At 70.5% G+C, this 12,363-nt stretch carries 16 protein-coding genes and 1 pseudogene; 3 read left to right on the forward strand and 14 right to left on the reverse strand.

What is annotated here, in order from left to right; all coding sequences use genetic code 11:
- Positions 1-110: 110 nt before the first annotated feature.
- The 5 genes from ACFUJR_RS16035 to ACFUJR_RS16055 form a co-directional block, all read right to left on the reverse strand.
- Positions 111-377, reverse strand: coding sequence for a metal-sensitive transcriptional regulator (locus ACFUJR_RS16035; RefSeq protein WP_031004254.1), 267 nt, complete (start codon positions 375-377; stop codon positions 111-113).
- 55 nt (positions 378-432) lie between these two features.
- On the reverse strand, positions 433-1,329 hold the full coding sequence (locus tag ACFUJR_RS16040) for a sulfite exporter TauE/SafE family protein (RefSeq protein WP_383179279.1): 897 nt from the start codon (positions 1,327-1,329) through the stop codon (positions 433-435).
- On the reverse strand, positions 1,326-1,910 hold the full coding sequence (locus tag ACFUJR_RS16045) for a rhodanese-like domain-containing protein (protein ID WP_383179282.1): 585 nt from the start codon (positions 1,908-1,910) through the stop codon (positions 1,326-1,328). Before ACFUJR_RS16045 ends, ACFUJR_RS16040 begins: the two co-directional genes overlap by 4 nt.
- Before the next feature lie 181 nt (positions 1,911-2,091).
- Positions 2,092-3,480, reverse strand: coding sequence for a rhodanese-like domain-containing protein (locus tag ACFUJR_RS16050; protein WP_383179285.1), 1,389 nt, complete (start codon positions 3,478-3,480; stop codon positions 2,092-2,094).
- A 100-nt stretch (positions 3,481-3,580) separates the two neighbouring features.
- Positions 3,581-3,907 carry a rhodanese-like domain-containing protein gene (locus tag ACFUJR_RS16055; RefSeq protein WP_383179288.1) on the reverse strand — a complete coding sequence of 109 codons (327 nt, stop codon included), beginning with the start codon at positions 3,905-3,907 and terminating at the stop codon, positions 3,581-3,583.
- Positions 3,908-4,097: 190 nt separating this feature from the next.
- Here ACFUJR_RS16055 and trxA point away from each other — a divergent pair, with 190 nt between their 5' ends.
- Together trxA and ACFUJR_RS16065 are read left to right on the forward strand one after the other, a co-directional pair.
- Positions 4,098-4,520, forward strand: a complete 423-nt coding sequence (trxA, locus tag ACFUJR_RS16060; protein WP_383179291.1) for a thioredoxin — start codon at positions 4,098-4,100, stop codon at positions 4,518-4,520.
- Positions 4,521-4,769: 249 nt separating this feature from the next.
- Entirely contained in the window at positions 4,770-5,168 is a 399-nt protein-coding gene (locus ACFUJR_RS16065; protein WP_383179309.1) for a DUF302 domain-containing protein, read from the forward strand.
- Between the two features lie 160 nt (positions 5,169-5,328).
- Here ACFUJR_RS16065 and ACFUJR_RS16070 read toward each other — a convergent pair whose 3' ends face one another.
- Entirely contained in the window at positions 5,329-5,535 is a 207-nt protein-coding gene (locus tag ACFUJR_RS16070; RefSeq protein WP_383179294.1) for a hypothetical protein, read from the reverse strand.
- 392 nt (positions 5,536-5,927) lie between these two features.
- Positions 5,928-7,391 (reverse strand): SulP family inorganic anion transporter, encoded by a 1,464-nt coding sequence (locus ACFUJR_RS16075; RefSeq protein WP_383179312.1) that lies wholly within the window; start codon positions 7,389-7,391, stop codon positions 5,928-5,930.
- 429 nt (positions 7,392-7,820) lie between these two features.
- On the opposite strand from ACFUJR_RS16075, the gene ACFUJR_RS16080 reads away from it, so the two are divergent.
- Positions 7,821-8,267 (forward strand): MerR family transcriptional regulator, encoded by a 447-nt coding sequence (locus tag ACFUJR_RS16080; protein ID WP_383179297.1) that lies wholly within the window; start codon positions 7,821-7,823, stop codon positions 8,265-8,267.
- Positions 8,268-8,488: 221 nt separating this feature from the next.
- Here the strand turns inward: ACFUJR_RS16080 and ACFUJR_RS16085 are convergent, their stop codons facing one another.
- The 7 genes and pseudogenes from ACFUJR_RS16085 to ACFUJR_RS16115 form a co-directional block, all read right to left on the reverse strand.
- The gene (locus ACFUJR_RS16085) at positions 8,489-8,830 is read right to left on the reverse strand and encodes a mycoredoxin (protein ID WP_383179300.1); all 342 of its coding nucleotides are present in this window, start codon (positions 8,828-8,830) and stop codon (positions 8,489-8,491) included.
- 280 nt (positions 8,831-9,110) lie between these two features.
- Positions 9,111-9,242: a hypothetical protein gene (locus tag ACFUJR_RS16090; protein ID WP_383179303.1), complete on the reverse strand. Its 132-nt coding sequence runs from the start codon at positions 9,240-9,242 to the stop codon at positions 9,111-9,113.
- A 47-nt stretch (positions 9,243-9,289) separates the two neighbouring features.
- A complete protein-coding gene (locus ACFUJR_RS16095; protein WP_383179306.1) occupies positions 9,290-9,745 on the reverse strand; it encodes an SRPBCC family protein in 456 nt (151 codons plus the stop codon).
- A gap of 391 nt (positions 9,746-10,136) precedes the next feature.
- Positions 10,137-10,955, reverse strand: a complete 819-nt coding sequence (locus ACFUJR_RS16100; protein ID WP_383181611.1) for a TlpA family protein disulfide reductase — start codon at positions 10,953-10,955, stop codon at positions 10,137-10,139.
- A gap of 138 nt (positions 10,956-11,093) precedes the next feature.
- Positions 11,094-11,690: a TetR/AcrR family transcriptional regulator gene (locus tag ACFUJR_RS16105; RefSeq protein ID WP_383181609.1), complete on the reverse strand. Its 597-nt coding sequence runs from the start codon at positions 11,688-11,690 to the stop codon at positions 11,094-11,096.
- Positions 11,691-11,830: 140 nt separating this feature from the next.
- Complete coding sequence (locus ACFUJR_RS16110) at positions 11,831-12,034, reverse strand: cold-shock protein (protein ID WP_055603386.1); 204 nt, start codon at positions 12,032-12,034, stop codon at positions 11,831-11,833.
- Between the two features lie 229 nt (positions 12,035-12,263).
- Positions 12,264-12,363: pseudogene (locus tag ACFUJR_RS16115) on the reverse strand (MerR family transcriptional regulator); the annotation flags it as partial.

Raw genomic sequence — 12,363 nt, forward strand, 5'->3', positions numbered from 1 at the left:
TGCATAACTCTGCAAGTCTACCCAGGCCGGCGGGAAGCTGGGCACACACGTGTCCGCCCGCGCCGTGAAGCGACGGCGGCCGGCGGGTGCCCGCCGGCCGCCGTCGCGTGTCACGCGAGCGTGAGGAAGAGTTTCTCCAGTTCCTGTTCGCTCATCGGGGGTGCGCCTTCCTCGCTCTCCGCGAGGCACTGGCGCATTCCGCTGGCGACGATCTTGAAACCGGCCCGGTCGAGGGCGCGGGAGACGGCGGCGAGCTGGGTGACGACGTCCTTGCAGTCGCGACCGGCTTCGATCATGGCGATGACGCCCGCGAGCTGCCCCTGGGCACGGCGCAGCCGGTTGAGGACCGCGGTCGCCGCTTCTTCTTCTACCTTCACCGGGTTCCTCCTTCTCATCGGCTGCCGACTCAAGGATACCCCTCGGGGTATCAACCTAGGGGCGCGCGGCCGGCTCCCTGGAGCCTACCTGGGGTGCGTCCGCGGGTGGCCGTGGACGGCGAGCCCGCGCTGTGCCCCAGATCACGGCCGCCGCCGCGGCGAGGCCGAGGCCGGCCCAGGCCAGGGGGCTGGCCCAGATCGCGTGGGGCAGTTGCTGGCCGAGAACGAAGACGCCCATGACGACGACGAACCAGCCGAACCCCTTGCGGAGGGTGTCCTGGGGGATGCGCCCGGCGAAGCGGCTGCCGACGAGGCTGCCGACGACGGCCGCGGCGGTCACCATCAGTGCGAGGTTCCAGTCGATCTGGACGTCGGCGAGGTGGCCGGCGAGTCCGGAGAAGGACTTCATGGCGATGACCAGGAGGGAGGTGCCGACGGCGACGCTCATGGGCAGTCCGCCGAGCAGGGCGAGCGCCGGGACGACGAGGAATCCACCGCCGGAGCCGACCAGTCCGGTGACCGCGCCGACGACGAGGCCCTCGACGATCACGTGCTTGACGGGCAGCTCCGTGTGGGCGGGCTTGGTCGCCTTCGCCTTGCGGGACTTGCGGAGCATGGCGAACGCGGTGGCGAGCATCATCAGCGCGAACGCCACGAGCAGGACCGTGCCGGGGATGTACTCGGCGAGGCGACCTCCGCCGTACGCGCCGACCATGCTGACCGCGCCGAAGACCAGGCCGGTGCGCCACCGCACGCGGCCCGCACGGGCATGCGGGACGAGTCCGACCAGGCTGGTGACGCCGACGACGAACAGCGAGGTGGCGATGGCCTCCTTGGTGTCCATCCCCGCGAGATAGACCAGGATCGGCACCGTCAGGATGGAGCCGCCGCCGCCGAGGACGCCGAGGCTGATGCCGATCAGTACGGACGCGGCGAGGACGAGCGTGATCACGAGCGTTCCCGCAGGGAGGCGATGACGGTACGGATGTCGGTGCGCGGGCCGCGGTTGTAGGGCAGCTTGGAGAGCAGCATGCCCATGGCACAGGTGTTGCTGAGCGCGGCGAAGGTCAGCCCGGCGCCGATGGCGGTGCCGATCAGGTGCACGCCCGGCATGAGCACGCCCACGACGCCGGTGACGAGCACGATCGATCCGGCGATGAGGCGGACCTGGCGCTCCAGGTCCCAGCGCGCCTCACCCCGATTGACCGGCGCCCCGGCCACCTCCCAGGCCATCATGCCGCCGTCCAGGACGCGCAGGTTCGGCAGGCCGGCCTCGGCGAGGGCCTGCTCGGCCTGTGCGGCGCGGGCGCCGGAGCGGCAGACGAGGACGACGTCCTCGTCGAGGTGGGCGAGGAGTTCGGCGCGGTGCTCGCGCAGCGTGTCGAGCGGGACGTTGTAGGAGCCGGGGATGTGAGCGGTCCGGAACTCGCCCGGGGTGCGCACGTCCAGAAGGCGCGGTCCGTGTCCGTCCTTGATCAGCCGCTGAAGGGCGGCGGGGGTGAGGCCGGCGGCGCGGGAGGTGTCGATGGTCATGAAGACTCCGTCGTGGTGAGGGGACCCGCATGGAATACGGGGTGGGGTATATACGGGGGCAGGTGGGGGCCGACGCTTGCGCGCGGGACCGGTCAGGGCTTCGAGGGCCCCGCGCGGGTGCGCCGGCGGCTTTCGGCGACTGGGGGTCGCAGGCCGGTCCCCGTGGGGCCGGCCCATCGGGTCAGACGGCCGCGGGGGTGTCGAGCAGGGCCCAGGCGGCGTAGCCGCCGAGGATGTCGGAGACGTCGGTGAAGCCGTGGTGGCGCAGCAGGCTGGCGGCGATGGAGGAGCGGTGACCGCCCGCGCAGTGCAGGACCAGGGGTGTCTCGCGAGGGATCTCGCCCAGGCGGCGGGGCAGCTCGCCCAGCGCGATGTGCAGGGCCCCGTCGATGAAGCCGCGCTCGCCGCGCTCGCCGCAGTTGCGCACGTCGATGACGACCGGCGCGCTGTCGCCCGCCAGAGCGGCACGGACCTGGGCGGCGGTGAGGCGGCTGGCCGGGGTGACCTCCTCGGCCAGCGCGGTCAGAGCGTCGTCCGGGGAGCGCAGGTATCCGGCCACGCGGTCGAAGCCGATCCGGGCGAGGCGGGTGACGATCTCCTCCTCGCGGTTCTGCGGGGCGACGACCAGCAGATCGGTGTCGGTCGGCAGGACGGTGCCGGCCTGCTCGGCGAACCGTCCGTCGGCCGGGACGTTCACCGCGCCGCGCAGATGACCGGCGGCGAACTCCTGCGGGTCGCGGGCGTCGACGACGACGGCACCTGAGGCACGGAGGCCGACGAAGTCCTCGACGGTGAGCGGGCGGGGGGCGGCGGCCGGGTCGAACAGTTCCCGCTCCTTGCGGTTGAGTTCGGCGTCGTAGGCGAAGTAGCCGGGCGCTGCCGACTGGCCGGCGGCCACGATTCCCACGAAGTCGTCCTGCGACATGGGCACGCACGCGTAGTTGGTGGCCCGCTGCTCGCCGATGGTGGACTGCTTCTCGGTGGACAGGTTCTTGCCGCAGGCGGATCCGGCGCCGTGCGCGGGGAAGACCCGCACCTCGTCCGGCAGGCCCATCAGCCTGTTCTGCACGCTGTCGTACAGCATGGCGCCGAGTTCCTCGGCCGTCACGCCGACGGAGGCGAGCAGATCGGGGCGTCCCACGTCGCCGATGAAGAGGGCGTCGCCCGTGAGCACACCGTACGGGACCGTGTCCTCACCGCGTTCGTAGACCAGCACGCTGATCGACTCCGGGGTGTGCCCCGGCGTCTCCATGATCTCCAGGGTGACGTCGCCGAGGCTGATGGTCTCGCCGTCGGCGAGCTTGCGGATGGGGTATTCGGTCTCGGCGCGGCGGCCGTAGCCGATCCACGCCCCGGTCTCGGCCGCCATCTCCAGGTGTCCTGCGACGAAATCGGCGTGGAAGTGGGTGTTGATCACGCCCACGACGGTGAAGCCGCGCGTGTGGGCCTCGGCGAGGTACTCGGTGACGTCACGGCGCGGGTCGACGACCACGGCCTTGCCGGTGGTCTCGTCGGCGATCATGTACGACGCCTGGGAGAGGCAGTCGAGGTAGTACTGGGCGAAGAACACGCGAACCTCCGTAAGGGATGAGGCATATACCCCTGGGGGTATATGTGAGGCCAAAGGGCGGCCCGCCACCCGAAGGGGCGGGCGTGAGGGCGAGGGAAGGTCAGGCCGACCCCGGGGCGGACCCCGTCACCACCGGGCGGCCGGTGTCGATCCAGCCCCGGGTCCCGCCGGCGACAGAGAGGGCCTCCACCCCGTCCACGGCAAGCCGGTCCGCGGCCCACCGACTGCGGTTGCCGCTCGCGCAGATCACGTACACCTCCCGCACCTTCGGCAGCTGCGACAGCGCGGCGGCCGGCCGGGACAGCGGAGCGAGCTGGGCGCCGGGCACGTGCCCCGCCCGGTACTCCTCCGGCTCCCGCACGTCGAGAACCAGGGCGTCGGAACTCCAGGCCGCGGCAAAGGTTTCCAGGTCCACTTCACGAGCCATGGGTGAGATTCACCTCCAGATACCCCCCTGGGTATTACATGCTCGACCGTAGAGGGTGGCCGACGGGCGTGTCAAATACCCCCATGGGTATCTAGCCGTGGATCGATCCCCCGGGGCACGGAACAAACCCACCCGGGCACCGGTTGGTCTGACATATACCCCATGGGGTATACGAGAGGAGAGTGGAACCATGCCGACCGTTGAGCTGACCAAGGAAAACTTCGAGACCACCGTCACAGGCTCGGAGATCGTGCTGATCGACTTCTGGGCCGAGTGGTGCGGACCGTGCCGCATGTTCGGCCCCGTCTACGAGAAGGCAGCCGAGCGCCACCAGGACATCGTCTTCGGCAAGGTCGACACCGAGGCGCAGCCGGAACTCGCCGGCGCCTTCCAGATCTCCTCCATCCCCACCCTGATGGCCGTCCGCGACCGGACCGTGCTCTACGCACAGCCCGGTGCACTGCCTCCGCAGGCCCTGGAGGAACTCATCGCGAGGATCCGGTCCGTCGACATGGACGACGTACGCGGACAGTCCGCCGCCCGCACGGCTGAGCGGAACCGAACCGCCCGGGAGCGTCCCCACGACGTCGGAGACGCCCCACGGCGCGGTTGACGCACCGGGCCGCAACGCCGTGGCGGACGGACGCGCGCGACGGTCCCGGGAAACCGGGGTACGCCGCACCCGCCAGGCGCCCGGTGAACATCAGACAGCCTTTCGGTGCCTGTCGTTCGCCTCCGGACGAGCGCGTCAGGGCATCATGCTGCTGGTCGTGGCCCCGCCCCGGGCCGACCCTGCAGCAGCACGACGACCGGGGTCGGCCACGGCCGACGAGGCCGGTCACGGAACAGTGAGGTGGAGACCATGCCGTACGGCCGCACCGTCAAGCCCACGGGAACCTTCGACGAGACGGTGGAAGCCGTCCGCAAGGCTCTTGCCGAGCACGGCTTCGGCATCCTGACCGAGATCGACGTCCAGGCCACGCTCAAGGCGAAGCTCGACCACGACATGGAGCCCTACCTGATCCTCGGAGCGTGCAATCCCCCACTCGCCCGTCAGGCACTGGACGCCGACCGCTCGATCGGGCTGCTGCTGCCCTGCAACGTCGTAGTCCGCACCGAAGGCGACCAGGTGATCGTGCAGGCGATCGACCCCTCCACCATGGTCACCCTCACCGGCGTCGACGCCATGGCCCCCGTCGCGGACGAGGCCGCACGCCGCCTCGACGCCGCACTCGCCACCCTCCCGCAGGGCAACGGCTGAGGCGCCCCAACACGGTACAGAGCCGCCCGCCGCCCGCCCGCGAGGCCGCTGCACGGTGTCCCGAGGCCGGTTGCATCAGGGCGAGAGCCCCTCACGCGGGGGGCTGCCGTGGGGCGGTCGGTGCGGTAGGGATCCGGCCGGTCGACGGTGGCGATGCCGCTCATGGCAGGCTCCTGCGACTCGGATCCTCTGCCTGTGAGGGAACCCCGCTGAGCGGGCGTGGGCCTTCGACCCCGGCGTATCCGATGGCGATCTCGTCGACCTGCCGGTAGCCGGTGCGCAGCAGGAAGGTGTTCAGGCGGCCGTAGGACTTGGCGCCCAGGATGAAGAAGTCCTCCACCCCGGCACCCTCGGCCTCCTCGACCACGCCACCACGTGACTGTCCCCGGCCGTTGTCTCGCCCCAGCCCTCCCCAAGCTCTTCGAGCAGGGGATACCCCAAGTCTGCGGGTTGGAAGCCGCTCGGCAGGGTGGAGCGGTAGAGGTGGAAGCGGCCGCGCGACCGCTCGCGCGGCGGGAGGATCTCCAGGCAGGTCGTCCACCAGCCGGTCTCGATGACCCCCAGGTTCCCGGTCCAGCCGGACCGCGTGGGTCGCGGCCTCCTGCGGTGGAGTTGTGGGCGACTCCCCCGTTCGCCGCGGCGGTCCGCGTCGAGGACGGCGACCCGTCCCCGCGCGATTGATCAGACGACGCCAAGAGGCCGGCACGCCGGAGGCCACGCGGGGAACGCCGCTGCCGCTCCTCGTCCTGGAGATCTCACTCAGTGGCCGGCTGTCAGCCGGCCCGCGAGCTTGTCGTGCATGTCGGCGCTGGGCTTGTTCAGGCCGACGATGGTGACCTTCTTGCCGCGCTGGGCGTACTTGTTCTCGATGGCGTCCAGGGCCGCGACCGAGGAGGCGTCCCAGATGTGCGCGTCGGTGAGGTCGATGACGACGTCGTCCGGGTCGTCCTTGTAGTCGAACTGGCCGACGAGGTCGTTGCTGGAGGCGAAGAACAGCTCGCCGGTGACCGCGTACACGACCTGGTTGCCATCGGGGTCGACGACTCCGGTGACCTCGGCGAGGTTGGCGACACGCTTGGCGAAGATCACCATGGCCGTGACGGACCCGAGGACGACGCCGATGGCCAGGTTGTGGGTGGCGACGACGGCGGCGACGGTGACGACCATGACGGTGGTCTCGCCGATCGGCATGCGCCTGAGGGTCTTCGGGGCGATGGAGTGCCAGTCGAAGGTGGCGAACGACACCATGATCATGACGGCGACGAGTGCGGCCATGGGGATGTCGGAGACGACGGGGCCGAAGACGATGCACAGCACCATCAGGAACGCGCCCGCGAGGAAGGTGGACAGGCGGGTGCGGGCGCCGGAGACCTTCACGTTGATCATCGTCTGGCCGATCATCGCGCAGCCGCCCATGCCGCCGAAGAAGCCGGTGACGATGTTCGCGATGCCCTGACCGACCGACTCACGCGTCTTGTTCGAGTGGGTGTCGGTGATGTCGTCGACCAGCTTCGCCGTCATCAGGGATTCCATCAGCCCGACCAGCGCCATCGCGAAGGCATACGGTGCGATCGTCGTCAGCGTGTCGAGGGTGAACGGCACGTCGGGCAGCCCCGGCACGGGCAGAGAGGACGGCAGGTCGCCCTTGTCGCCCACGGTCGGCACTGCGATGGCGGCACCGACCGTGATCACGGTGAGGATCACGATGGAGACCAGCGGGGCGGGGATCACGGTGGTGATCTTCGGGAAGAACACCATGAGCGCGAGCCCGCCGATGATCAGCGGGTACACCGGCCAGGGCACGTTCCGCATCTCGGGGACCTGCGCCATGAAGATCAGGATGGCGAGGGAGTTGACGAACCCGACCATCACGGAGCGCGGGATGAACCGCATCAGCTTGGCCACGCCCAGCGCGCCCAGGACCACCTGGAAGACACCGGCCAGGATGACGGCGGCGATCAGGTAGCCGAGGCCGTGCTCGCGGTTGAGAGGCGCGATGACGAGGGCGACGGCGCCGGTGGCGGCGGAGATCATCGCCCGCCGGCCGCCGACGATCGAGATGACGACGGCCATGGTGAACGAGGCGAACAGGCCGATCGCCGGATCCACGCCGGCGATGATCGAGAACGAGATCGCCTCAGGGATCAGCGCGAGGGCGACGACGAGGCCGGCCAGGACCTCGGTGCGCCAGACCTTCGGATCGGACAGCCAGTCGGGCTTCATACCGCGCAGACGCGCGGCCGGGGACACGGCGGAGGCAACGGAAGACAAGAGAGAACGAACCTGTCGTGCTCGGGCGCACCCCATGCGGCAGGCGGGGCGTGCGGGAGGGCGCGGTGGAGCCGGGTCGGCACCCCGCGGGCGACTCCGCGAGCGACTGCGGAACCGGTAGGCAAGGAGGGACCGAGCAGCCGTGTGATGTCCGCCGGGCTCAGGTCCAGGGGTGCGTCGTCACGGCGGGCAGGCGGCGGAGCCGGGCGTCATGGGCTCGCGCACACTTCTCTCCCGCAGGAATCGGATCTTCGCCGGGGGCATCGTCGGCCCCGACACGGCAGCAGCGGGGCAGCGGCAAGCCACCCTTGTCTCCAGCAACTCTATCCTAACGTTAAGGTAGAGATCGACGGAGGCTGTACGACCGGCAGGCAGCCCGGCATGAGAGAAGGGCTGGGAGCGGCGGGCGTGGACGGCAAGCACATGCAGATCGGCGAGGTGGCCGCGCGGACCGAGCTGTCCCAGCGCACCATCCGGCACTACGAGGAGACCGGCCTGGTCGTCCCCTCGGCCCGCTCCCAGGGCGGCTTCCGCCTCTACACGGAGAAGGACGTCGACCGCCTGATGGTGATCCGCCGGATGAAGCCGCTGGGCTTCACCCTGGACCAGATGCGCGACCTCCTGGACGCCACCGACCGCCTCGACACCGGGGTCGGCCTCGACATGGACGAGCACGAAGCGCTGCTGGAGCGCGTGCGGGTCTACGAGCAGGCGGCCGTCGAGCAGGTCGAGAAGCTGCGCGTCCAGCTCTCGCGTGCGGAGGACTTCGCGACGACGCTCCGGACCCGTCTGGACCAGAACGCCCCGGCAGCGGCGCAGCGGGACTGACGGCTCGCGGTGGCCGTCCAGGCCCGGGGGCCGGTCGAATCGCTGCGCCACATGATCTACGCCGGTCCGACGTGCCGTCGTGCGTCGTTCCGTCGTGCGTCGTGCCGTCGTGCCGTCGTGCCGTCGTGCCGTCGTGCCGTGGAAAGTGCCCTCGCGACCTTGCCGACGACTGAGACGCGGCCGAATCCGTCGGGCCGCACGAGGGGTGAGCCGGCCCCCGGCTATTCGGCGCGGCGCCAGGGCCACCCGCGGTACCGACCGCGCGCGTCAGGCGACTGAGCAGGGCTCGGCAGGAGGTGGGGGGCGTGCTGCCGGATCAGGTCCGTCACCTGCCTGACGCTGGGGTTGGTCAGTGTGTGCCCGGCGACCGCGACGGTCGGCACGGTCTCGTTACCGGAATTGACCGATCTGACGAAGGCGGCGGCCTTCTCGTCCTGCCAGATGTCGACTGCCTCGTAGGCCAGGCCCGCGCGTCGGAGCCGTCGACGCAGGACAGCGCAGTAGGGACAGCCGGGCCGCCAGTACACCATCAGGGCCGTAGGGGCAGGGAGGGAATCAGGCATGGCGAACCTCCGGGGGCCAGGTGTGGGAAACCCTGCCGGCAAGGCCCCGTATTCCAGCTGGACGGGTGTCACATCCGTTGTATCCGGTTCAGAGCAGGAAGGCGCCGACCCGTACGAGGGCGACCATGGCGGCTACGGCGTGACCTGCCCGCACAGAACGAGCGCGCGGAGCGGACTCGGCCACGTAGCGGGCAGCGGGCGGCGGGCGCCGGCGCCGCGAACTCGAAGGCGTGCGCGGTCGCCCGCGGGACCCCGGGCCGGGCCCGTTCCAGGCGCATGATCAGCCCTTCGACGACAGGTGCGCCTTGATCCGGCCGAGTCCCTTCTCGCAGTCGTCGTCCTCTCGGATGCCGTGCGCGGTGGGTTCAGACAGGAGTCGCGGGGCCGTCGGCGCGGCCTCCCAGACGGGCACGGACCCGCCCCGCCGGCCCCTCGTCGAATGCCATGCCGTCCTCGTGATCAGTCGCGCGGCGCGCTCAGCCGCTGTTCCAGCTCCCGCAGGTCCTTGACCAGCGAGGATCGCACCTTGCGCCCCATGAGCGGCGCAGCGAGACCGTACAGGCCGGACGCGTCGCCCCGTACACGGATCCGGGCGAGCGTGCCGCCGCCGGGGTCCGGGGCGAAGGTGTAGGTCACGTGCATGGGCATCGGGCCCGCGACCGACACCATGTCCAGCAGCCGCGGCGGATCGTGGGCGGCGACGCGCAGCACGTAGTCGATCCGTCTGCCCAGGAAATACGCGGTCCGGGTCACCTCGGCCCCGGCCCCGAAGCCGCCGCCATCGGCCTGCCGTGTCAGCTCCGCCGTACGGATGCCCTGCGTCCACTCCGCGTCGTGACGCCAGTCCATCGCGTAGGCGGCCACCCGCTCAGGGGGCAGCGGGATCACCCGCTCCACGGCCACGTCGATACCCATGCGCCGCCTCGCTCCCTCTTCCCGGTCATGCGCGCACCTCCATGGACCCACCCGGGTCCGCCACCGGCAACCGGACCCGGCCCTCGCCCCCCGACCGACTGCGCGACGAAGCCGGGTGAGGTGCCTCGACTCATGGCCTGCCGCTCACCACCGGGGGCGCGGCAGGCCATGGGACCGGGTCGGGGCCAGAGGCTCCGGATGGGCGACGCTCTTGGCCCCGCTGCTCAACCCGAGCCCCGAGCAGCCCCCTGCACGTGGGCGAGGATCGGCCGGCCGGCCCGTCCGGGTGGGGAGCGGGTGCGCCGAGCGCGTTCGCTGCCTCGGCGCACCCGCCGGTCGAGGCGTTCCTGGCGGAGTCGACCTGACCGGCTCCCGTTGCGGCGAAGACGCGTCAGGCCAGTACGACGAGCAGACCGGCGGTTGCTGCGCAGACGATCAGGGCGGTGGCCGCGGCGGCGGGGCCTCGCCGGTCGGCGGGAAGGCGGGGGAAGAGCCGCGAGAGCGCGCCGAGGATCGCGAGTGGGGGTGCGGCGCGCCAGACGTCGTGACCGGTCCGGCTTCCGGCGGCGGTGACGATGCCCGGGAGGTGTCCGACGGCGCGGAGCAGCGGCCTTGCCATGGCCCGGCTGCGGCCGTGGACGGTGTTCCCTGATGCCGCCTGTTCCAGGGCCTGGCGCAAGGCCGCTTCGTCGTTGGCCCAGTGGGAGCGGAAGGTGATGGTTCCGGTCGTGTCGACGAGGTAGGCGGAGTTCGGTTTGGGGGTGAAGGCGCGGTGCAGGGTGCCGTCGATGTCGTCGACCGCGACCTCGAAGGGGATGTCATGGTGATGGCGCAACTGCTGAGCGTGCCGGTGTTTCTCCGCGGCGGTGGCCGGCTGACGGATCGTCTGCCCGGGGTGCGCCTCGCGGGTGTTGACCAGCACGAAGCGGACCTGCTCACCGAATCGCGTGTGGAGTCGCTTGAGCACGGGCACGGCGCTCTCGGTGACGGGGCAGGTCCGTGACCCGAAGACCATGAGCACCGGTCGTCGGCCGAGTGCGTCGGAGGTGAACCGGCCTCCGTCGAGAGTGGGCAGGTCGAACTCCGGCAGACGGCTGCCGGGGCCGAGGGCGTTGCGGCCGAACGTCATGTCGTCGATCAGGAGCCGTGTGCGGAAGCGCTCGAAGCGGTAGTCCGAACCGGAGTGACGTGCGGGAGGGTGCGAGTCCATGTGTGCTCCTTGAGAGGGCCGCTCGCCGACTTGACTGTTCGGTCAAGTCAACGGGCAGGGGGAAGCGGTGCGGCGACCCGGAGGGGGACGACCGACCCCTGTCCGACCGGATCGGGTACCGGCCGACCGGGGGCAGGATCAGGAGGTGGGGGTCTGGATCAGCGTGCGGATCGCCGTCCTGGATTCGGCGACGAGAGACGGCCGGTCGTACGCCTTGGCCATGAGGGCGATGCCCTGGAGGTAGGACAGCGCGCGCAGCGCTGCCGCGTCGGGGTCGACTCCTGCCGGGATGTGCTCTTTGAGTACGGCCTCGGCGACGGCGTCGCGGAAGTACCGCTGCCATGCGGTCAGGATCTCGGCGATCCTGACCGACGCGTCCCCCGGCCGTCCGGAGAGTTCGAGAGCGAGGTTGCCGATGGGGCAGCCGGGTACGGCACCCATCCGGTCCCGGGCCGCGGTCAGCATGCCGGCGAATCCGCCGACGAAGGCGTCGATCCGCTCAAGCGGTGGCGCGTCACTGTCGAACGCCTCGTCCAGGACTGCCTTGAGGAGTTGCCAGTTCGCGTCGATCACGGCGAGACCGACGGCCTCCTTGGAGGGAAAGAAGTGGTACAGACTGCCGCGGTGCACTCCGGCCTCGCGGCAGAGGTCCCCGATGCCGACCTCGGCGAACGACGAGCCGTGGATCAGCGCGCGCGCTGTCCGCACGAGGCGGGTGCGGGTGTCGTCTGTCATCGGCCCTCCACTTGACTGATCGGTCAACCGTAAAGCGCAGTTGACCGATCAGTCAAGCGATAGCCCGCGCGCGGTTGAGCCAAGCAGCGGCGCGCCTTGAGCCCAGTCTCTCCGGTTCCGTCGGCGGGGTGTGGGGTGGGTCAGGCGAGGTTGATGTTCTCCGCCTGGGGGCCCTTCTGGCCCTGGGTGACGTCGAACGTCACCGTCTGACCCTCCTGGAGCTCACGGAAGCCCGTGGAATTGATCGCCGAGTAGTGCGCGAAGACGTCCGGGCCGCCGCCGTCCTGGGCGATGAAGCCGAAGCCCTTCTCCGCGTTGAACCACTTCACAGTTCCTGTAGCCATGTTCATGCCTTCCAGTCGATGAACGCCGCCCACACAGTGTGGGAGGCGGAGGTGATCGCCCTGGTTCCTGCGGCACAGCACAGCAAAACGCCCACGCCGAAGGCGTGGGCAAAGGGAAGATCCGAACCACGACAGCTAACGGGGACGGTACACGTCCGCACAGCCCGTCACCAGAAGGACTCCTCCAAGTGGGAGCGGTCCCGCCGGTGTCCGGCGGGGGCGCACCGTCTCAGGCCGCGGTCGGCGGGTCGGCCGCTTCGGCGGCGCGGCGGTATTCGGCGTTGATGCGCTGTGCTTCTTCGAGCTGGTCCTCGAGGATGATGATGCGG

The organism is Streptomyces sp. NPDC057271 (assembly GCF_042668715.1).
GTDB lineage: Bacteria > Actinomycetota > Actinomycetes > Streptomycetales > Streptomycetaceae > Streptomyces.

What these genes read in the sequence shown, in the direction of transcription:
- ACFUJR_RS16045 (WP_383179282.1), bottom strand. Translation starts at nt 1,910, where the DNA reads ATGACCATCGACACCTCCCGCGCCGCCGGCCTCACCCCCGCCGCCCTT.
- ACFUJR_RS16055 (WP_383179288.1), bottom strand. Translation starts at nt 3,907, where the DNA reads ATGGCTCGTGAAGTGGACCTGGAAACCTTTGCCGCGGCCTGGAGTTCC.
- trxA (WP_383179291.1), top strand. Translation starts at nt 4,098, where the DNA reads ATGCCGACCGTTGAGCTGACCAAGGAAAACTTCGAGACCACCGTCACA.
- ACFUJR_RS16065 (WP_383179309.1), top strand. Translation starts at nt 4,770, where the DNA reads ATGCCGTACGGCCGCACCGTCAAGCCCACGGGAACCTTCGACGAGACG.
- ACFUJR_RS16075 (WP_383179312.1), bottom strand. Translation starts at nt 7,391, where the DNA reads ATGAAGCCCGACTGGCTGTCCGATCCGAAGGTCTGGCGCACCGAGGTC.
- ACFUJR_RS16080 (WP_383179297.1), top strand. Translation starts at nt 7,821, where the DNA reads ATGAGAGAAGGGCTGGGAGCGGCGGGCGTGGACGGCAAGCACATGCAG.
- ACFUJR_RS16085 (WP_383179300.1), bottom strand. Translation starts at nt 8,830, where the DNA reads ATGCCTGATTCCCTCCCTGCCCCTACGGCCCTGATGGTGTACTGGCGG.
- ACFUJR_RS16095 (WP_383179306.1), bottom strand. Translation starts at nt 9,745, where the DNA reads ATGGGTATCGACGTGGCCGTGGAGCGGGTGATCCCGCTGCCCCCTGAG.
- ACFUJR_RS16100 (WP_383181611.1), bottom strand. Translation starts at nt 10,955, where the DNA reads ATGGACTCGCACCCTCCCGCACGTCACTCCGGTTCGGACTACCGCTTC.
- ACFUJR_RS16105 (WP_383181609.1), bottom strand. Translation starts at nt 11,690, where the DNA reads ATGACAGACGACACCCGCACCCGCCTCGTGCGGACAGCGCGCGCGCTG.
- ACFUJR_RS16110 (WP_055603386.1), bottom strand. Translation starts at nt 12,034, where the DNA reads ATGGCTACAGGAACTGTGAAGTGGTTCAACGCGGAGAAGGGCTTCGGC.